Origin of the sequence: Methylobacterium fujisawaense (assembly GCF_039619325.1) — a bacterium.
GTDB lineage: Bacteria > Pseudomonadota > Alphaproteobacteria > Rhizobiales > Beijerinckiaceae > Methylobacterium > Methylobacterium fujisawaense.
On the sequence record NZ_CP155000.1, the window covers coordinates 6,290,589 to 6,309,582 of the forward strand.

The following is an 18,994-nucleotide window of genomic DNA, read 5'->3' on the forward strand; positions in this document are numbered from 1 at the left end:
GCTAGGTGTCCAGCGTGAGGCGGACGCCGTGATGCGCGGTGCCGCCGGGGGCGAGCAGGCGCTGCGAATCACGCTCGGCGAGGTCGCCCGCGAAATCCGACCAGTCGGCGTAGCCGGTCCAGCATTCCAGCGACAGGAACGGCGCGGTGGGCTTGGTCCAGACCGCCAGGTGGGGAAAATCCGCCATCTCCATGCGGATCGCCCGTCCGGGGCCGGTGAAGCGCATCCAGCGGCTGCGGGCGTTCCGGAACACGAAGGCCTCGGTGAAGAGCACCGGATCGAGGGGCAGCGTGTCTCCGGCGAGGGGGATCGGTTGTTCGTCGCGCAGCAGCAGGCCGCCCGGGCCGACCTGGGGCGCGAAGGGCCGCTCCGCCTGCTCGAAGGTCACCGCGTAGCCGCCGTCCCGGGCGCGGGTGCCCCCCGCGAAGGGCCACGGGAAGGCCGGATGGAAGCCGAGGGCGTAGGGCAGGGGGACGTCGCCAGGATTGGCGACGGTCACGTCGAGATCGAGACCCGCCGGACGGACCCGCGCGGTGATATCGAGGCGGAACGCGAAGGGATAATGCGCCCGCGTCTCGGGCCCGTCGGTCAGGCGCAGGGTCACCGCGTCGGCGCTCCGGTCGACCACCGCGAAGGGCAGGTCCCGGGCGAAGCCGTGCTGGGCCATCGGGTAGCGCTCCGACCCGACCGTCACGTGCCCGCCCGCCGAGGCGCCGACGACCGGGAAGAGCCAGGGCGCGTGCCGGTTCCAGTGCTCGGGATCGCCGCTCCAGAGATACTCGGTCCCGCCGACCCGCCAGGAGACCGGCTCGGCCCCGTGGGTCGCGAGGGTCGCGGTTGTGCCGTCCGGTGCGGTCAGCTCGATGCGCGTGGTCACGGTGCTCTCCCGGTCTGCCTCGGAGAGCCGAGGTAACGGAGGCGGGGCCGGACGCAAGGGGCCAGCAAGGGGCCAGCAAGGGGCGGCTCACGCCGCCGTGCCTAGCCCCGGCAGGACCGCCTCGGGCGGCCCGGAGGCGACGATCCGGCCCGCCTCCAGGACGTGGACCGCGTCGGCGCCCTCCAGGGTCGACAGCCGGTGGGCGATCAGGATCAGCGTCCGCCGGCCCGATAGGGCGCGGAGTGCCCGCATCACGGCGCCCTGCGTCTCGTCGTCGAGGGCGGAGGTCGCCTCGTCGAACACGATGACGTCCGGGTCGTGGTAGAGCGCCCGGGCGATGCCGATGCGCTGGCGCTGGCCGCCGGACAGCCGGGCCCCGCGCTCACCGACCCGCTCCGCGTAGCCGTGGGGCAGGGCGGCGACGAAGTCGTGGGCGCCGGCGAGCCGCGCCGCCCGCTCGACGGCGGCGAGGTCCGGCGCGTCGAGGCCCAGGGCGATGTTCTCCGCCACGGTGCCGTCCACCAGGAACACCTCCTGCGGGACGTAGCCGATCCGGTTCTGCCAAGCGGGCAGGGTCCCGGCATCGAGGGGGCGGCCGTCCACGTTGATCCGCCCGGCGGTCGGGCTCAGGACGCCGAGGATCAGTCCGGCGAGCGTCGACTTGCCCGAGCCGGTCCGCCCGGCGAGGCCGACCGTGGTGTTGACCGGGATCGTCAGGTCGATCCCGGCGAGGGCCGGACGCCCGGTGCCGTAATCGAAGCCGAGACCCTCGAGCCGGATCGCCCGGGCGAAGGGCAGCCTGTCCGCGGTGCGGGGCAGGGGCTCCCGCTCGTCGGCGAGCTCGTCGACGATGACCCGCACCGCCGGCAGGGTGAAGCGCATCAGCGCCACCGAGGTGAAGATGTTCTGGAAGGCCGGCAGCATGCGGTAGCCCGCAAAGGCGAACAGGCCGAGGAGCGGCAGGATCCCGGCGACGTCGAGACCCTGGGCGAGCGCGAACAGCACCACCACGATCACCCCGCCGAAAGCCAGGGCCTCGATGACGAAGCGCGGCATCTGGCCGGTGAGCTGGCTCGCCGCGGTGGCGAGGGCGTAGGCCCGGGCCGGGGCGTCGAACCGCGAGGCGAACGCTTCCGCGCGCCCGTAGAGCTTCAGCTCGGTGAGCGCCCCGAAGGTCTCCTGCACGATCCGGAAGCGGGCCTCGTTGTCGGCGACGGTGCGGCTGCCCAGCCGGGCGAGCCGGGCGCGCATCACGAGGTAGATCCCGACATAGAGTCCGCCGAAGCCGCCCCCGAGGATCAGCGCGAGCTGCGGCGCGTAGGCCAGCAGGAAGGCGATCACCGCGAGCGCCGAACTCGCCCGCGAGGCGAGCACCGTGGCGGGCGTCAGCGCGCCGATCACCAGCCGGTCGGTCTCCGAGAGCACGTTCTTGGCAAGCTCGGCGCTGTTGGCTTTCGCGAAGAACAGCCGCTCCCGGTCGAGGTAGCGGAACAGCAGCCGCCGGCTGAAGCCGTAGCCGGTCAGATGGGTGAACCGGAGCTGCGCGTAGGTCAGCCCGGCATTCACCAGCGCGGTGACGAGGATCGCGGTAAGCGCCGCGCCGCCGGTGACCAGCAGGAAGCTGCGCTCGTCGGTCAGGCCGAGGACGCTCCGGGCCTGGGCCAGATAGGGGACCCGGGTCGCCGCCGACGGATCCCCGACCAGCGTCAGGAACGGGATCACCGCGGCGACGCCCACGACCTCCAGCAGCGCCGCCACCGCGAGCCCGAGGGCGATCAGGGCGAGGCGCCGCCGGTCGGCGGCCCGCATGGCCCGGACGAGGTCGATCAGCGCGCGCATGGCGTCGCGGGTGTCAGCGGGACGGCTCGCATGGTCGGCCGGGCTTAAGCGCGCCGTCCCGGCCTGTCCACGCCGGGGCTCAGCCGAGCTTCTTGAGGGCGCCGAGATCCACGTCGCCGTTCTGGCTGGTGAAGGTCAGGGTCTTGGCGGTCCCGTCCGCCTGCGCGACGCCGCCGATCCGGTGGTCGCCGCTGTCGTAGGTCGAGACCTGCCCGTCGCGGTCGATCAGCAGGCGGCGCTTGTCGGGGAAGAAGGCATATTTCATCCCGTTCTGCGCGCCGCTGGTCGCGGGCTCGCCGAGATCCTTCGGCCACCAGGGCTCCATGCCCTTCATCGGTTCCATGGGCTTCATGGGTTCCATAGGCTTCATCGGTTCCATCGGCTTCATCGGTTCCATGGCGCGCACCTCCTGTCGGTCGAGAGACAGGAGGACGCGGCAGGAGAGGAAGGGTTGCATGCGTCCCGCCCGCCGCGGTGGACCTCACAGCGGCGGGAGTCCCGGTGCCGGCCGCTTGCGCACCTGGCCGTCGAAGCCGACATGGAGCTGCTGCTCGCGCCCGTCCCGGTCCTTGGCGGCCACCTCCAGATGACGCGGACCGCGGCCCGTGACCCGCACGTCGCTGTAGCCCGCCGCCTGGACCGATGCGGTCAGGGCGGCGGTGTCGAGCTTCGGCCCGAGACCGAGCCGGTCCTTGGCCCAGTCCAGGCTCCCCGTCGGCGGACCGCCCGCCGGCCCGAGCAGCAGCGTGCGCCCGTCCCCGTGGGTCAGGATCCGGGCATGCAGGAAGCCGGTCTCGAAACGGCCCTGCACCGTCACGGTCTCGCCCTTGGCGACGAGGCCGCCGTCCTCGCCCTCGCGACCCGTCTCCACGAGCGCGCGCCCGGTCCCGTCCTGCACCACGAACTTGTTGCCGAAGATCTCCGCGACCTCGCCCTTGATGGCCGTCGCGCCCGAGGGGGCCAGGGCCCGGATCGCCACCGGCGCGACCGGCGTCGGCTGGAACGGCGTTCCCTGCGCCAGGGACAGGCCGACGGCGCCGAGCGCCAGCGGCAGCGCCACCGCGCCGACCACCCAGGTCCGTCGCGGGATCGCCTTCGACGCCGGCGCGGCGGCTTCGGGCTCGCGGATCTCCCGCGCGGTCCCGTCGATGGTCTTGTCGTCGCTCATGATCTCATCCTCTGAAAGGGTCCGGATCCGCTCGATCCGATGCCCCTTCGTAGGGCGCCGCCGGCAATCCGATCTGAACCGCGCGGTTCAGGCCCGGTTAAACGCGCCGCCCTAGAGCGCCTCGTGTGGAACCCGTGCGCGTTCAAAGGCTTGGCAGCGGGCGCTGATGCGGGCCGGCAGCTCGGCGCCCGCGTGGCCGTCCCGGCGGCCCAGGTGAGACAACGGCCCTAAGTCCTGGCGGCGGCAGGGTTCGCGGCCGCGGCCGCGGGTGAAACCAGCCGGATGCCCGGCGCATCGCTCCGGCGGCGGTCGAAACCGGCCATCGGGGGCCAGACGGGGAGATCAGACGCGTGAAGATCCTGCTGGTGGAGGACGACGCGGCCCTCGCGGCGGAGGTCGCCAAGGTCCTGCGCGCCGAGAATTTCGTGCTCGACCACGCCGCCACCGGCGAGGACGCCCAGCATCTCGGCGAGACCGAGGGCTACGATGCCGTCGTGCTCGATCTCGGCCTGCCGAAGGGCGACGGCGTCTCGGTCCTGCGGGCCTGGCGCGGGGCCGGGCGGACCCTCCCGGTGCTGGTTCTCACCGCCCGGGACGGCTGGAGCGACAAGGTCGCGGCCTTCAAGGCGGGGGCGGACGATTACCTCGTCAAGCCGGTCCGGGTGGAGGAGCTGGTGATCCGCCTGCGCGCCCTCGTCCGCCGGTCCCAGGGCGGCGGGGCGAGCCGGATCACCTGCGGCCCCCTGAGCTTCGATCCGGGGCTCGGCGCCTTCGAGCACGAGGGCCTGCCGCTCAAGCTCACCGGCCTGGAATGGCGGGTCCTCTCCTGCCTGATGCTGAACCGCGAGACCGTGGTGCCGCGCCTGCACCTGATCGAGCGGGTCTACGAGGGCGACGCGGACGTGGACTCGAACTCCGTCGAGGTGATCATCACGCGGCTGCGCCGGAAGATTGCGCCGGCCCGGATCGAGAGCGTGCGCGGCCACGGCTACCGCCTGCACGCGGAGCCCGCCTGATGACGGAGGCGACGCAGCGGCGCTCGCTCCGCACACGCCTTCTGACCGCGGCCCTGGTGCTGGTCCTGGCCGCCCTGGTGGTGGCGGGCCTCGCCATCGGGGTCATCCTGCACCGGTTCGTGCGCGGGCAGCTCGACGGCCGCCTCGACGCGCAGATCGTGGCCCTGCGCGCGGGACTCGAGGCCGGGATCCTCCCGCAGACGCTCGACGCTCCACCCTTCGACCGGCCCGGCCCCGGCTGGGCCTGGGAGGTGCGCCGGGGACCCGAGACGATCCGCTCCGGCTCCCTGCGGGGCGGCGACATCCGCCTGTCCGACCCCGGTCCGGACGACGATTCGGGCCGGCCGCATCCGGCCTCCGGCACGGGGCCGCACGGCGAGCCCCTCATCGCCCGGGTGCTGGTCGTGCCAGGGCCCGAGCCCGCGACGATCGTGGCGGCGGCGCCGGAGGGAGAACTGCGCGGGCCGCTGCGCGAGGCGCTGACCAGCCTCGCGGTGGCGCTGGGCATCCTCGGCCTGTGCCTGCTCGTCGGTCTGGCGGTCCAGGTACGCCTCGGCCTCGCGCCGCTGACGCGCCTGCGCGCGGACCTCGCGTCGGTCCGGGCGGGGCGGCGCGAGCGCGTGCCGGCGGACCAGCCCGCCGAGATCGCGCCGGTGGTGGCGGAACTCAACGCCCTCCTCGATCAGAACGCGCAGAACCTGGAACGCGCCCGCGGCCACGTCGCCAACCTCGCCCACGCCCTCAAGACGCCGCTCGCTACCCTGTCGATGGCGCTCGCGGAGCCTGCCCGCGACCCGGACGGTGCCCTGCGCCAGCAGGTGGACGACATGGACCGGCGGGTGCGGCACCACCTCCGGCGCGCCCGGGCCGCGGCCCTGGCGGGATCGGCCCGGGGTCGCACGGCCCTGGCGTCCCGGCTCTCGGACCTGCGGGCTGCGCTCACCCGCATCTATGCCGAGAAGGGCATGGCGATCGACCTCGACGTCCCGGAGGCCCTGTCGGTCCCCTGCGAGGGCCAGGATCTCGACGAGATGCTCGGCAACCTCGTGGACAATGCCTGCCGCTGGTGCCGGAGCCGCGTGCGGGTCTCCGCGACGGCGCGCGACGGCGGTGTGTCCCTGTCGGTGGAGGATGACGGGCCCGGCCTCGACCCGGCAGCAGCCTCCGCCGTCATGGCGCGGGGCCGCCGCCTCGACGAGGGCGTGCCGGGCCACGGCTTCGGACTGCCGATCACCCTGGAACTCGCCGAACTCTACGGCGGCGGCCTGAGCCTCGGACGGTCCGAACTCGGCGGCCTGCGGGCGGACCTGGTTCTCCCGGCCTGACCGGGAACGCTCAGCCCAGCGCCTCCCGCAGGATCGGGCGGATCCGCGGATCGGCGCAATGGGCGACGTTGAAGCGCATGTAGCTGTTCCAGGCATCCGACAGGCTGAACGAGGTTCCCGGCGCCAGCACCATGCCGCGGGCGAGCGCCCGGCGGGCGACATCGGCCCCGTCGCGCCCGTCCGGCAGGCGCATCCACAGGAAGAAGCCGCCCCGGGGCTGCGCCCAGGTCTCCAGGCCGCAGGCGCGCAGCTCCGCGGCGGCCTGCACCATCGCGCCGGCGAGCCGGCGGCGGGTCTCGGCGAGGTGCCGCCGGTAGGCGCCCTCGGTGATGAGCGCATGCACCAGCGCGGCCGTGATGTGTCCGTTGCCGAGGCTGAGGGCCAGCTTGAGGTCGACCAGCGGCTCGACCCAGTCGGCCCGGAGCGCGATCCAGCCGCAGCGCGCCGCCGCCGACAGGGTCTTGGAGAAGCTGCCGATCTGGATCACCCGCTCCAGCCCGTCGAAGCCCGCGAGCCGCGGGGCCGCCTCGGGTTCGAGGTCGCCGAAGATCTCGTCCTCCACGATCAGCGTGTCGTGCGCCTCGCACAGCTTCAGCAGGCGGTGCGCCACGGTCGGCGCGAGGCTCGCCCCCGTCGGGTTCTGGAGGGCGGCGTTGGTCAGGTAGAAGCGCGGCCGGTGCTGCTCCAGCAGGGTCGCGAGCGCCCGCAGGTCCGGCCCCTCCGGCGTGATCGGCACGCCGACCACCGCGACGCGCTGTGCGCGCAGCAGCGCCAGGAAGTTGAAATAGCAGGGATCGTCCACCAGCACGGTGTCGCCGGGCTGGAGCAGGAAGCGGCAGACGAGGTCCAGCGCCTGCGTGGCCGATTCGACCAGCACGATCTGGTCCGGCTCGGCGCCGACGCCCTTCTCGCCGATCTTGCGGGCGATCTGGTGGCGCAGGGGCGCGTAGCCCAGGGGCCGGTCGTAATTGGTCATCTCGGCGAGGTCGGCCCGGGCCACCCGGCGCAAGCCCCGGCGGATCGCCTCGTGGGGCATCCAGGAATCGGGCAACCAGCCGGCCCCGGGCTTCAGCTGATCCGAGCCGGCCTGCTGCGCCTGCCGGGTGATCCAGAGCGGGTCGACGATCCGGTCGAGCCGCGGCCCCATCGCCTGGAGCGAGAGCGGCCGCGTCTTGCCGGCGACGTAGAAGCCCGAGCCCGGCCGCGCCACCACGGCGCCCTCGGCGGCGAGGCGCTCGTAGGCTTCCACGACCGTGGATTTCGAGACGCCCATCGTCTCCGCAAAGGCCCGCACCGACGGGATCCGCACGCCCGGAACCAGCCGCCGCGCCGCGATCCGCTCCCGGATCTCGCCGACCACGGCCTCGACGCGCGTCCCGGGACTTCTGACTGCGACCGCCATCCGTACTGCTCTTTCGTCCGGACAATTTTTCGGAACCGTACCGAAGTGTTCCTGTCGCCGCCAGCCCCGCGGCGCCAGGATCGCCCCGCCCCGGAACGATGGAGGAGGGGATCCATGAACCCGTGCATGACCGAAACCGCCACCCTCGAGGCCCGGACCGGGCGGCTCGCCCGGATGGCCGGAACCGTCCTCGCCCTCGCCGCCGAGATCCGCGCCGGCCTGTCGCGGGCGGCCATGAACCGCCGCGTGCTCCACCGCCTGTCGACCCTGTCGGACCGGGAGCTGAAGGATATCGGGTTGACGCGCCAGGACGTGGCGGATGCCTGCGTTCCGGGCACCGGCGACGCGATCCATCGGCTGATCGGCCGCCGCGACGAGCGCCGCCAGGCACGGGTGGCGGCGCGGCGGTGGTGACGCGGCCGCGTGCGGCGTAGGATCCGCCCATGACGCTGCGCGACGGGCTCGCCGCAATCCTGGTGGTCACGATCCTCGGGCTGGCCTTCGTGGCCATCAAGGCCGGCCTCGAGACGGTGCCGCCGCTGATGCTGTGTGCCCTGCGCTTCGGCTTCGCGGCCCTGCCGGCGGCGCTGGTGATCCGGCCGCCCCGGGCCCCCATGGCCCTGGTGGCCGGATTCGGGCTCGCCCTCGGGGTCGGCCAGTTCGGGCTGCTCATGACCGCCATCCGCTTCGGGATGCCGGCCGGGCTGTCGTCGCTGCTGATCCAGGTCCAGGTGCCGCTCACCGTGGCGCTCGCCTGGGCGGTGCAGAAGGAGCGCCCGCGCGGCCTTCAGGTGGTGGGGGGCGGGATCGCGCTCCTCGGCGTCGCCGCGGTGGCGCTCGAGCGGAGCGGGGGCGCCCCGCCGGGCCCATTGCTCCTGGTCGTCGGCGCGGCCCTGTCCTGGGCCTGCGCGAACGTCATCGTGAAGCGGATCGGCCGGGTCGACATGCTGGCTCTGATGGTCTGGGGCAGCCTCGCCACCACGCCGCCGCTCCTGATCCTGTCGCTGATCATCGAGGGACCGGGCGCCCTGGCGGCGCTGGAACATCCGAATTGGGCGGCGATCGGATCGGTCGCGTTCCAGGCCTACCCGACGACGCTCCTCGCCTTCGGCCTCTGGAACGGGCTCCTGACCCGCTACCCGGCGGCCGCCGTGACGCCCTTCGCCCTGCTGGTGCCGGTGGCCGGCATCCTGAGCACACATCTCGTCCTGGGCGAGCCGCTGAGCGCCGACATCCTGGTCGGTGGCAGCCTCATCCTGATCGGGATCGCGTTGAGTCTCAGGGGCGGCCGGTCCGCCGTCCGGTCCTCAGGGCGGGACGCCCTCGGCCCCGCGGCGGATGCTCCGCAGCCCTGACGCCAAAGTCCCGCCGCATGCGCCGCGCAGACCTGCCGCTCATGACAAGCGTCCTCGCTCTTGCGAGATCGGACCGACAAATGTTGAAGAAGGGACGTGGCGCGGGCGACGGGGCTCGAACCCGCGACCTCCGGCGTGACAGGCCGGCACTCTAACCAACTGAGCTACGCCCGCACGGCGTGGTCGCTTCGGAGGGGGCGTTTTGCCCGGCGACGGGGCGGGGTTTATGGGGCGCTTCGGGCCCTGTCAAGCGCATCCGGCGCGGATTCGCATGCGCGTCGACTGAGGAACGCGGCGAGGCACCCCGACTCGGGGCCTGCGCGCTTCCGCCGTGTTGCGCCAGCGCCGCGCAAGCCCATCTTGGACATGACTGACAAGACGGCTGACAGTGCGCTTTGTGCGACGCGACAAGCCATTGTCACGGGCCGGCGGCTCGACTAAGCCTCCGGCCGCGCGCATCCTGGCATAAGAACAATTCCACGGGCGGATCCGGGTCGGCGTCGCACCGCGGTTTCACTCCTCTCGCGAGGCCCTGGCATGACCGGATTGTTGGCGGATTACCTGCCGCTCATCGTGTTCATCGGCGTGGCGTTGTTCATCGCCACCGCGCTGCTGGTCGTCCCCTTCCTGGTCGCCTTCAAGAGCCCCGATCCCGAGAAGCTTTCGGCCTACGAGTGCGGCTTCAACGCGTTCGACGACGCCCGCATGAAGTTCGACGTGCGCTTCTACCTTGTCGCCATCCTGTTCATCATCTTCGACCTCGAGGTCGCGTTCCTCTTCCCCTGGGCGATCACCTTCGGGGATCTGGGCTGGTTCGGCTTCTGGTCGATGATCGTCTTCCTGGGCGTGTTGACCGTCGGCTTCGTCTACGAGTGGCGCAAGGGCGCCCTCGAATGGGATTGATGCCCCGCCGCTCGCCGCCCGCATTGCATTCCTGAGTCGCCGATGGCCCTGATCACCGACACGAACCGCGCCCTGTCCCGCGCCCCCGCGATCGCGCCCCAGCCGAAGGGGATCATCGATCCCAACACCGGCCGTCCGATCGGCGCGGACGATCCGACCTTTCTGTCGATCAGCGACGAGTTGGCCGATCGAGGCTTCCTGCTGACCACCACGGACGAGCTGATCAACTGGGCCCGCACCGGCTCGCTGATGTGGATGACCTTCGGCCTCGCCTGCTGCGCGGTCGAGATGATGCAGATGTCGATGCCGCGCTACGATTGCGAGCGGTTCGGCTTCGCGCCCCGCGGCTCGCCCCGCCAGTCCGACGTGATGATCGTCGCCGGCACGCTGACCAACAAGATGGCCCCGGCGCTGCGCAAGGTCTACGACCAGATGCCGGAGCCCCGCTACGTCATCTCCATGGGTTCCTGCGCCAACGGCGGCGGCTACTACCACTATTCCTATTCGGTGGTGCGCGGCTGCGACCGGGTGGTGCCGGTGGACATCTACGTGCCCGGCTGCCCGCCCACCGCCGAGGCGCTGCTCTACGGCGTGCTGCTGCTGCAGAAGAAGATCCGCCGGACCGGCACGATCGAGCGCTGAGGAGCGGCCATGACGAACGGCATCTCGATCCTGCCCCATACCCAGCCGGCCTACGGCGCCGACGCCGTCGCGGCCTTGGCCGAGCGGGTCACCGGCGCCCTCGGGCCCGCGGTGGTGTCCCACACCATCGCGTTCGGCGAGCTGACGCTGGTGGTCCAGGCCTCCGACATCGTCTACGCGCTGACCTACCTGCGCGATGATCCGGCGTGCGCCTTCCGCAACTTCATCGACATTTGCGGCGTGGACTACCCGCAGCGCGAGAAGCGCTTCGACGTGGTCTATCACCTGCTCTCCCTGCGCCATAACCTGCGCATCCGGGTGAAGGTGCAGACCGACGAGGTGACCCCCGTCCCGTCGGTGATCGAGGTGTTCCCCGCCGCCAACTGGTACGAGCGCGAGACCTACGACCTCTACGGGATCCTGTTCTCGGGCCATCCCGACCTGCGCCGCCTGCTCACCGATTACGGCTTCGAGGGGCATCCCCTGCGCAAGGACTTCCCGCTGACCGGCTTCGTCGAGGTCCGCTACGACCAGGACCAGGCGCGGGTGGTCTACGAGCCGGTCCAGCTGACGCAGGAATTCCGGAACTTCGACTTCTTGTCCCCGTGGGAAGGCACCGACTACGTGCTGCCGGGCGACGAGAAGACGTCGGCATGAGCCGCGGAGACCGCCCGTGACCGAACACAACATCCGCAACTTCGCGATCAACTTCGGCCCGCAGCACCCGGCCGCGCACGGCGTGCTGCGCCTCGTGCTGGAACTCGACGGCGAGGTGGTCGAGCGGGTCGATCCGCATATCGGGCTGCTCCACCGCGGCACCGAGAAGCTCATCGAGTACAAGACCTACCTGCAGGCGACGCCCTATTTCGACCGGCTCGACTACGTGTCGCCGATGAACCAGGAGCACGCCTTCTGCCTGGCGATCGAGAGGCTCGCCGGGATCGAGGTGCCGCGCCGCGCGCAGCTGATCCGCGTGCTGTTCTGCGAGATCGGCCGCCTGCTGTCGCACCTCCTCAACGTCACCACGCAGGCGATGGATGTCGGCGCCCTCACGCCCCCGCTCTGGGGCTTCGAGGAGCGCGAGAAGCTGATGATCTTCTACGAGCGGGCCTCCGGCGCCCGGCTCCACGCCAACTACTTCCGGCCCGGCGGCGTCCACCAGGACCTGCCGCCGAAGCTGATCGACGACATCGACGCGTTCTGCGACCCGTTCCTGCAGGTCGTCCAGGATCTCGACGACCTCGTCATGGCCAACCGCATCTTCAAGCAGCGCAACGTCGACATCGGCATCGTGTCGGTGGACGAGGCGATGGAGTGGGGCTTCTCGGGCGTGATGGTGCGCGGCTCAGGGATTCCCTGGGACCTGCGCAAGGCGCAGCCCTACGAGTGCTACGAGGAGATGGAGTTCGACATCCCCGTCGGAAAGAACGGCGACACCTACGATCGCCAGGTGATCCGCATGGAGGAGATGCGTCAGTCCGTGCGCATCATGAAGCAATGCGTCGCCAAGCTGCGCGAGCCCGCCGGTCAGGGGCCGATCGCCTCGGTCGACGGCAAGTTCGCCCCGCCGCCGCGTCGGGAGATGAAGCGCTCGATGGAGGCGCTCATCCACCACTTCAAGCTCTACACCGAGGGCTTCCACGTGCCCGAGGGCGAGGTCTACGCCGCCGTGGAAGCGCCGAAGGGCGAGTTCGGCGTCTATCTCGTGTCGGATGGAACCAACAAGCCGTATCGCTGCAAGATCCGCGCGCCGGGCTTCGCGCATCTTCAGGCGATGGACTGGATGTGCCGCGGGCACCTGCTGGCCGACGTGTCCTGCGTGCTCGGCACGCTCGACATCGTGTTCGGCGAAGTGGATCGGTAAGTTAGAGCGATGGCAAACCGCAGACTCGCCCCCGCCTCGGAGCAGCCCGAGAGCTTCGCGTTCTCCCCCGAGAACGCCGAGTGGGCCAAGACCCAGATCGCCAAATACCCGGAAGGCCGTCAGGCCTCCGCGGTGATCTCGCTCCTGTGGCGGGCGCAGGAGCAGAACGGCGGCTGGCTGCCGCGGGCGGCCATCGAGGCGGTGGCGGCCGAGCTCGGCATGCCGAACATCCGCGTGCTGGAGGTAGCCACCTTCTACACGATGTTCGCTCTCGAGCCCGTGGGTCGCTTCTGGATCCAGGTCTGCGGCACGGTGCCGTGCGATTCCTGCGGCGCGCGGGGTCTCAAGGCGATGCTGCAGGCCCGGCTCGGCCCCCCCGGCCACGTCTCGGCGGACGGCACCTTCTCGTGGCTCGAGGTCGAGTGCCTGGGCGCCTGCTGCAACGCGCCGATGGTGCAGATCAATCAGGATTACTACGAGGACCTGACGCCCGAATCCCTCGGCCAGCTGATGGACGACCTCGCCGCCGGACGGCCCGTGAAGGTCGGCTCGCAGACCGGGCGCGTCTCGTCCGAGCCCCAGGGCGCCGTGAACACGCTCACCGACCCGACCCTGTTCGACGGCTCGCGCGTCGGCGCGTGGCGCAAGCGCTTCGAGGAGGCCGGAAAGGTCGAGGCGCCGGCCGCCCAGACCGGCGAGGCGGCCTCCGGAACGCAGCAGGCCGCCGAGAACCCGAAGCCGGCGCGGCCCGATGCCGGCCGGCCGATCGAGCGTCCGGCCTCCGACGCGCCGGCCCAGCGCGCCGCCAACGGCGAGACGCCGGTCAAGGCGGAGGATCGCGCCGACGCGGCCGAGCGCGGCCGGTCCACCGCGAAGCACGGCTCCGCCCGGCCGGGCGACGCGGACGTGCTCGATTCGCCGGCCAAGCGTGTCGCCGAGGGCGAGCCCGCCGCCGGCGACCAGGGCCATCAGGACGTGCCGGCGCGCGACGCCGTCCCGCAGCAGCCGGAAGCGTCGGGCGCTAGCGCGGGCGAAGTCGCGGCCGAGGCCGAGGAAGCCCGCATCGCCGGCGCCCTCGCGGCCCTGCCGAAGGATGCGAGCCCGGAGCGGAAGGCCGACGCCGTGGGCAAGCGCCCGCCGGGCCTCGACGCCGCCCGCGCCGGGAAGCCGGACGATCTGACGCGCATCACGGGCGTCGGCCCGGGCAACAGCCAGCGCCTGAACGGGCTCGGCATCTACCATTTCGACCAGATCGCCGCGTGGTCCCGCGACGAGATCACCTGGGTCGGCACCTACCTCGCGTTCCCGGGTCGCATCGACCGGGAGAACTGGGTGGGGCAGGCCAAGGCCCTGTCGGCGCCGGCTCAGTGAGGACCTGACATGCTGTCGGATCAGGATCGCATCTTCACCAACCTCTACGGGCTCCACTCGCCGGGCCTGGACGCCGCCAAGAAGCGTGGCGCCTGGGACGGGACCAAGTTCCTGCTGGAACAGGGCCGCGACTGGATCATCGAGGAGATGAAGGCCTCTGGCCTGCGCGGCCGCGGCGGCGCGGGCTTCCCCACCGGCCTCAAATGGTCCTTCATGCCCAAGAAGTCCGACGGGCGTCCGCACTACCTCGTGGTCAACGCCGACGAGTCCGAGCCGGGCACCTGCAAGGACCGGGAGATCATGCGGCACGACCCGCATCTCCTGATCGAGGGCTGCATGCTGGCCTGCTTCGCGATGAACGCGCATGCCTGCTACGTCTACATCCGCGGCGAGTACGTCGCCGAGAAGCACGCCCTCCAGAAGGCCGTGGACGAGGCCTACGCGGCCCGCCTCGTCGGCCAGTCGAACGTGCACGACTACCCGTTCGACATCTACGTCCACCACGGCGCCGGCGCCTATATCTGCGGCGAGGAGACCGCGCTCATCGAGAGCCTGGAGGGCAAGAAGGGGATGCCGCGGCTGAAGCCGCCGTTCCCGGCCAATATGGGCCTCTACGGCTGCCCCACGACGGTGAACAACGTCGAGTCGATCGCGGTTGCCGGCACGATCCTGCGCCGGGGCGGCGCGTGGTTCGCGGGCCTGGGCGGCAAGAACAACACCGGCACCAAGCTCTTCTGCGTCTCCGGGCACGTCAACAAGCCGTGCAACGTCGAGGAGGAGCTGGGCATCACCTTCCGGGAGCTGATCGACCGTCATTGCGGCGGCATGCGCGGCGGCTGGGACAATCTTTTGTGTTCCATCCCGGGCGGATCCTCAGTCCCCCTTGTTCCCGCGGAACAAATCATCGACGCGAAGATGGATTTCGACACCCTGCGCAACCTCGGCTCCGGCCTGGGCACTGCAGCGGTGATCGTGCTCGACAAGTCCACCGACATCGTCGCGGCGATCACCCGGATCTCGTACTTCTACAAGCACGAATCCTGCGGCCAGTGCACGCCGTGCCGGGAGGGCACGGGCTGGATGTGGCGGGTGATGCAGCGCATGACCGAGGGCCGCGCCCAGAAGCGCGAGATCGACATGCTGTTCGAGGTGACCAAGCAGATCGAGGGTCACACGATCTGCGCGCTCGGCGACGCGGCGGCCTGGCCGATCCAGGGCCTGATCCGGCACTTCCGCCCCGAGATCGAGAAGCGCATCGACCGCTACACCGCGAACCCGCACAGCGAGCCTGTGCCGATGGCTGCGGAGTAAAGGCGCTATGCCGGTGTCCAACCCACAGCCTCAGCCTGAGATGCCCGCGTCGGCGGGCCTCGCAGGAGGCCTCCCGAGATCGCGAGGCGGGCTGGACATCTCCTTCGAGGCTCGGCTGCGCCTCGCACCTCAGGATGAGGGTGCGGGTGGGATCCGGCCTCGTGCGTTTGGGCCAGTTTACGAGACGATCCGATGACAAAAATCCTCGTCGACGGCACCGAGGTTGACGTCCCCGCCGATTACACGCTGCTCCAGGCCTGCGAGGCCGCAGGGGCCGAGATCCCGCGCTTCTGCTTCCACGAGCGCCTGTCGATCGCCGGCAATTGCCGCATGTGCCTCGTCGAGCTGAAGGGCGCGCCCAAGCCCGTGGCCTCCTGCGCCTACGCGGTGAAGGATTGCCGCCCTGGCCCGAACGGCGAGCCGCCGGAGGTGCTGACTCGCTCGCAGGGCACCAAGAAGGCCCGCGAGGGGGTGATGGAGTTCCTCCTCATCAACCACCCCCTCGACTGCCCGATCTGCGACCAGGGCGGCCATTGCGATCTGCAGGACCAGGCCATGGCCTACGGGGTCGATTCGACCCGCTACACGGAGAACAAGCGGGCGGTCGAGGAGAAGCATATCGGCCCGCTGGTGCGGACCGCGATGAACCGCTGCATCCACTGCACCCGCTGCGTGCGCTTCCTCGCTGAGGTGGCGGGCGTGCCCGACCTCGGCGCCATCGGCCGCGGCGAGGACATGGAGATCACGAGCTACCTCGAGCAGTCGATGGCCTCGGAGCTCCAGGGCAACGTCGCAGATCTCTGCCCGGTCGGCGCCCTCGTGCACCGGCCGCAGAGCTACAACGTCCGGCCGTGGGAGCTGAACAAGACCGAGTCGGTCGACGTGATGGACGCGGTCGGCTCGGCGATCCGCATCGACACCCGCGGCCGCGAGGTCATGCAGATCGAGCCGCGGATCAGCGAGGAGATCAACGAGGAGTGGATCTCCGACAAGACCCGCTACCACATCGACGGGCTGCGGATGCAGCGCCTCGACCGGCCCTACCTGCGCGAGAACGGCCGGCTGCGGCCCGCCTCCTGGGGTGAGGCGTTCCAGGCGATCGCCGCCAAGGTGAAGGGGGCGGATCCGAAGCGCATCGGCGCCGTGGTCGGCGATCTCGCGGGCGTCGAGGAGATGTTCGCGCTCCGCGAGCTGATCAAGAGCCTCGGCTCGCCGAACCTCGATTGCCGCCAGACCGATGCCGGGCTCGACCCGGCGCTCGGCCGCGCCTCCTACATCTTCAACCCGACCATTCCGGGCATCGAGGCGGCGGACGCGATCCTGATCGTCGGCGCCAACCCGCGCACCGAGGCCTCGCTGCTCAATGTCCGCATCCGCAAGCGCTGGCGCATGGCGCCGCTGGCGCTGGGCGTGATCGGGGAGCCGGTCGATCTGACCTATCCGAGCCATTATATCGGCGCCGGCCCCGACTCGCTGGCGGCGCTCGCCCGCGGCGAGCACAGCTTCCTCGACGTCCTCAAGGAGGCCAAGGCGCCGCTCGTCCTCGTCGGCGCCCATGCCGAGCCGGGCGTCCTGGCCGCGGCGGCGTCGCTGGCGAAGTCGATCGGCGCGATCTCGGCCGAGTGGAACGGCTTCGGCGTGCTGCACACGGCCGCTGCCCGCGTCGGTGCGCTCGATCTCGGCTTCGTGCCGGGGGAGGGCGGCCTGACCTTCGCGCAGATGCTGGAGTCGGGCGCGCTGGACGTCCTGTTCAACCTCGGCGCCGACGAGCGCGACGTCGCCCCGGGCGCCTTCGTGATCTACCAGGGCAGCCATGGCGACCGCGGCGCCTCCCGCGCCGACGTGATCCTGCCGGGGGCCGCCTACAGCGAGAAGTCGGCGACCTGGGTGAACACGGAAGGCCGGGTCCAGATGGGCAACCGCGCCGCCTTCCCGCCGGGCGACGCCCGCGAGGACTGGGCGATCCTGCGCGCCCTGTCGGACGTCCTCGGCAAGCGCCTGCCCTTCGATTCGCTCACCGCGCTCCGCCAAGCGCTCTATGCCGCCCACCCGCATTTCGCGGCGATCGGCGCCGTGGAGCCGGGCGACGTCGTGGAGGCGGCGGAGAAGCTGATCCGTCTCGGCAGCGCGACCGGCGGGCCGGCCTTCGCTTCGCCCGTGACCGACTTCTACCTCACCAACCCGATCGCCCGCGCCTCGCGGATCCTCGCCGAGTGCTCGCGCCTTGCCCGGGAGCGCGCCGCCGAGGCGCAGCCCCTCGCGGCGGCCGAGTAGGAGCCCACCGATGACGTCGCTCGAAATCCTCGGGACCGTGCTCCTGATCGTGCTGAAGAGCTTCGTGCTGCTCTCGGCGCTCCTCGTCTTCATCGCCTATGCGCTGCTCGCCGACCGGAAGATCTGGGCGGCGGTGCAACTTCGGCGCGGGCCGAACGTGGTCGGACCCTTCGGCCTGTTCCAGTCCTTTGCTGACCTGATCAAGTTCGTGCTCAAGGAGCCGGTGATCCCGGCCGGGGCCAACAAGGCGATCTACCTGCTGGCGCCGCTGGTCTTCGCGATGCTCGCCCTGTCGAGCTGGGCGGTGATTCCGCTCGCCGACGGCTGGGCGATCGCCGACATCAATGTCGGCATCACCTACATCTTCGCGATCTCGTCGCTCGGGGTCTACGGCGTCATCATGGGCGGCTGGGCGTCGAACTCGAAATACGCCTTCCTCGGGGCGCTCCGCTCGGCGGCGCAGATGATCTCCTACGAGGTCTCCCTCGGCTTCGTGATCATCTGCGTGCTGCTCTGCGCCGGCTCGCTCAACCTCTCCCGCATCGTGATGGCGCAGGACACGAGCCTCGGGATCTTCGGCTGGTACTGGCTGTGGCTGTTCCCGATGTTCGTGGTGTTCTTCATCTCGGCGCTCGCCGAGACGAACCGCCCGCCCTTCGACCTGCCGGAGGCCGAATCGGAACTCGTGGCCGGCTACATGGTCGAGTATTCCTCGACCCCGTACCTGCTGTTCATGCTGGGCGAGTACGTCGCCATCATGAGCATGTGCGCGCTCGGAACCATCCTGTTCCTGGGCGGCTGGCTCTCGCCGATCCCCTTTGCGCCCTTTACCTGGGTTCCCGGCGTGATCTGGTTCGTCCTGAAGGCGAGCTTCCTGTTCTTTCTGTTCGCGATGGTGAAATCCATCGTCCCCCGCTACCGCTACGATCAGCTCATGCGCCTCGGCTGGAAGGTCTTCCTGCCGATCTCGCTGGTCTCGGTCGTCGTCGTCGCCTTCGTGCTCAAGCTGACCGGCCTCGCGCCGGGCGCCTGAGCCCACTCGTCGAATCGGAGATCCGGGCATGAAGCTCGATCAGGTCGCCAAAAGCCTTCTGCTGAAAGAGTTCGTGTCGGGGATGGTCCTCGGCATGCGCTACTTCTTCAAGCCGAAGGCCACGATCAACTACCCCTTCGAGATGGGCCATCGCGGCCCGCGCTTCCGGGGTGAGCATGCCCTACGCCGCTATCCCAACGGCGAGGAGCGCTGCATCGCCTGCAAGCTCTGCGAGGCGATCTGCCCGGCGCAGGCCATCACCATCGAGGCGGGCCCCCGCCGGAATGACGGCACCCGCCGCACGACGCGCTACGACATCGACATGGTGAAGTGCATCTATTGCGGCATGTGCCAGGAGGCCTGCCCGGTGGATGCGATCGTCGAGGGGCCGAATTTCGAGTTCTCGGTCGAGACCCGTGAGGAACTGCTCTACGACAAGCAGAAGCTCCTGCTGAACGGTGACCGCTGGGAACGCGAGATCGCCCGCAACATCGCGATGGACGCACCGTATCGCTGACGCATCGTCCCGAAAGGCGGCCACCTGCTTTCGCAAGAAGGCGGTGAGTCGCAAGGGGATGGCGCATCGTCCCGGTCCCGTTGTCCATGACGATGCG

At 70.7% G+C, this 18,994-nt stretch carries 18 protein-coding genes and 1 tRNA gene; 13 read left to right on the forward strand and 6 right to left on the reverse strand.

Going from position 1 to position 18,994, the window contains the following annotated elements:
- Position 1 precedes the first annotated feature (1 nt).
- The 4 genes from ABC766_RS30030 to ABC766_RS30045 form a co-directional block, all read right to left on the reverse strand.
- A complete protein-coding gene (locus tag ABC766_RS30030; protein WP_345820214.1) occupies positions 2-877 on the reverse strand; it encodes an aldose 1-epimerase family protein in 876 nt (291 codons plus the stop codon).
- Positions 878-964: 87 nt separating this feature from the next.
- Positions 965-2,716 carry an ABC transporter ATP-binding protein gene (locus ABC766_RS30035; protein WP_345820216.1) on the reverse strand — a complete coding sequence of 584 codons (1,752 nt, stop codon included), beginning with the start codon at positions 2,714-2,716 and terminating at the stop codon, positions 965-967.
- A 79-nt stretch (positions 2,717-2,795) separates the two neighbouring features.
- Positions 2,796-3,104: a hypothetical protein gene (locus ABC766_RS30040; protein WP_345822854.1), complete on the reverse strand. Its 309-nt coding sequence runs from the start codon at positions 3,102-3,104 to the stop codon at positions 2,796-2,798.
- 93 nt (positions 3,105-3,197) lie between these two features.
- Positions 3,198-3,884: a DNA-binding protein gene (locus ABC766_RS30045; RefSeq protein WP_345820217.1), complete on the reverse strand. Its 687-nt coding sequence runs from the start codon at positions 3,882-3,884 to the stop codon at positions 3,198-3,200.
- 350 nt (positions 3,885-4,234) lie between these two features.
- Here ABC766_RS30045 and ABC766_RS30050 point away from each other — a divergent pair, with 350 nt between their 5' ends.
- The gene (locus tag ABC766_RS30050; protein WP_043381882.1) at positions 4,235-4,900 is read left to right on the forward strand and encodes a response regulator transcription factor; all 666 of its coding nucleotides are present in this window, start codon (positions 4,235-4,237) and stop codon (positions 4,898-4,900) included.
- Positions 4,900-6,225, forward strand: a complete 1,326-nt coding sequence (locus ABC766_RS30055) for a sensor histidine kinase (protein WP_345820219.1) — start codon at positions 4,900-4,902, stop codon at positions 6,223-6,225. The genes ABC766_RS30050 and ABC766_RS30055 overlap by 1 nt, the downstream gene beginning before the upstream one ends.
- A 10-nt stretch (positions 6,226-6,235) precedes the next feature.
- Here ABC766_RS30055 and ABC766_RS30060 read toward each other — a convergent pair whose 3' ends face one another.
- On the reverse strand, positions 6,236-7,627 hold the full coding sequence (locus tag ABC766_RS30060; RefSeq protein ID WP_345820221.1) for a PLP-dependent aminotransferase family protein: 1,392 nt from the start codon (positions 7,625-7,627) through the stop codon (positions 6,236-6,238).
- Between the two features lie 126 nt (positions 7,628-7,753).
- On the opposite strand from ABC766_RS30060, the gene ABC766_RS30065 reads away from it, so the two are divergent.
- Together ABC766_RS30065 and ABC766_RS30070 are read left to right on the forward strand one after the other, a co-directional pair.
- Complete coding sequence (locus ABC766_RS30065; RefSeq protein WP_345820223.1) at positions 7,754-8,041, forward strand: DUF1127 domain-containing protein; 288 nt, start codon at positions 7,754-7,756, stop codon at positions 8,039-8,041.
- Positions 8,042-8,070: 29 nt separating this feature from the next.
- The gene (locus ABC766_RS30070; RefSeq protein WP_345820224.1) at positions 8,071-8,982 is read left to right on the forward strand and encodes an EamA family transporter; all 912 of its coding nucleotides are present in this window, start codon (positions 8,071-8,073) and stop codon (positions 8,980-8,982) included.
- Between the two features lie 97 nt (positions 8,983-9,079).
- Here ABC766_RS30070 and ABC766_RS30075 read toward each other — a convergent pair.
- Positions 9,080-9,156 (reverse strand) — tRNA-Asp (locus tag ABC766_RS30075).
- A 363-nt stretch (positions 9,157-9,519) separates the two neighbouring features.
- Here ABC766_RS30075 and ABC766_RS30080 point away from each other — a divergent pair.
- The 9 genes from ABC766_RS30080 to nuoI all read left to right on the forward strand — a co-directional run bounded on the left by ABC766_RS30080 (position 9,520) and on the right by nuoI (position 18,897).
- Entirely contained in the window at positions 9,520-9,885 is a 366-nt protein-coding gene (locus ABC766_RS30080; protein WP_007560754.1) for an NADH-quinone oxidoreductase subunit A, read from the forward strand.
- Positions 9,886-9,927: 42 nt separating this feature from the next.
- Entirely contained in the window at positions 9,928-10,527 is a 600-nt protein-coding gene (locus ABC766_RS30085) for a NuoB/complex I 20 kDa subunit family protein (protein ID WP_043353985.1), read from the forward strand.
- A 9-nt stretch (positions 10,528-10,536) separates the two neighbouring features.
- Positions 10,537-11,184, forward strand: a complete 648-nt coding sequence (locus ABC766_RS30090; RefSeq protein ID WP_043381896.1) for an NADH-quinone oxidoreductase subunit C — start codon at positions 10,537-10,539, stop codon at positions 11,182-11,184.
- Positions 11,185-11,200: 16 nt separating this feature from the next.
- Positions 11,201-12,391: an NADH-quinone oxidoreductase subunit D gene (locus ABC766_RS30095; protein ID WP_043353981.1), complete on the forward strand. Its 1,191-nt coding sequence runs from the start codon at positions 11,201-11,203 to the stop codon at positions 12,389-12,391.
- A 9-nt stretch (positions 12,392-12,400) separates the two neighbouring features.
- Complete coding sequence (nuoE, locus tag ABC766_RS30100; protein WP_345820226.1) at positions 12,401-13,762, forward strand: NADH-quinone oxidoreductase subunit NuoE; 1,362 nt, start codon at positions 12,401-12,403, stop codon at positions 13,760-13,762.
- Between the two features lie 9 nt (positions 13,763-13,771).
- Positions 13,772-15,073 (forward strand): NADH-quinone oxidoreductase subunit NuoF, encoded by a 1,302-nt coding sequence (nuoF, locus tag ABC766_RS30105; protein WP_043353978.1) that lies wholly within the window; start codon positions 13,772-13,774, stop codon positions 15,071-15,073.
- A 192-nt stretch (positions 15,074-15,265) separates the two neighbouring features.
- Entirely contained in the window at positions 15,266-17,347 is a 2,082-nt protein-coding gene (gene nuoG, locus ABC766_RS30110; protein WP_345820227.1) for an NADH-quinone oxidoreductase subunit NuoG, read from the forward strand.
- Between the two features lie 10 nt (positions 17,348-17,357).
- Positions 17,358-18,380: an NADH-quinone oxidoreductase subunit NuoH gene (gene nuoH / locus ABC766_RS30115; protein ID WP_043354215.1), complete on the forward strand. Its 1,023-nt coding sequence runs from the start codon at positions 17,358-17,360 to the stop codon at positions 18,378-18,380.
- Between the two features lie 28 nt (positions 18,381-18,408).
- Positions 18,409-18,897 (forward strand): NADH-quinone oxidoreductase subunit NuoI, encoded by a 489-nt coding sequence (nuoI, locus tag ABC766_RS30120; protein WP_043354217.1) that lies wholly within the window; start codon positions 18,409-18,411, stop codon positions 18,895-18,897.
- Positions 18,898-18,994 lie beyond the last annotated feature (97 nt).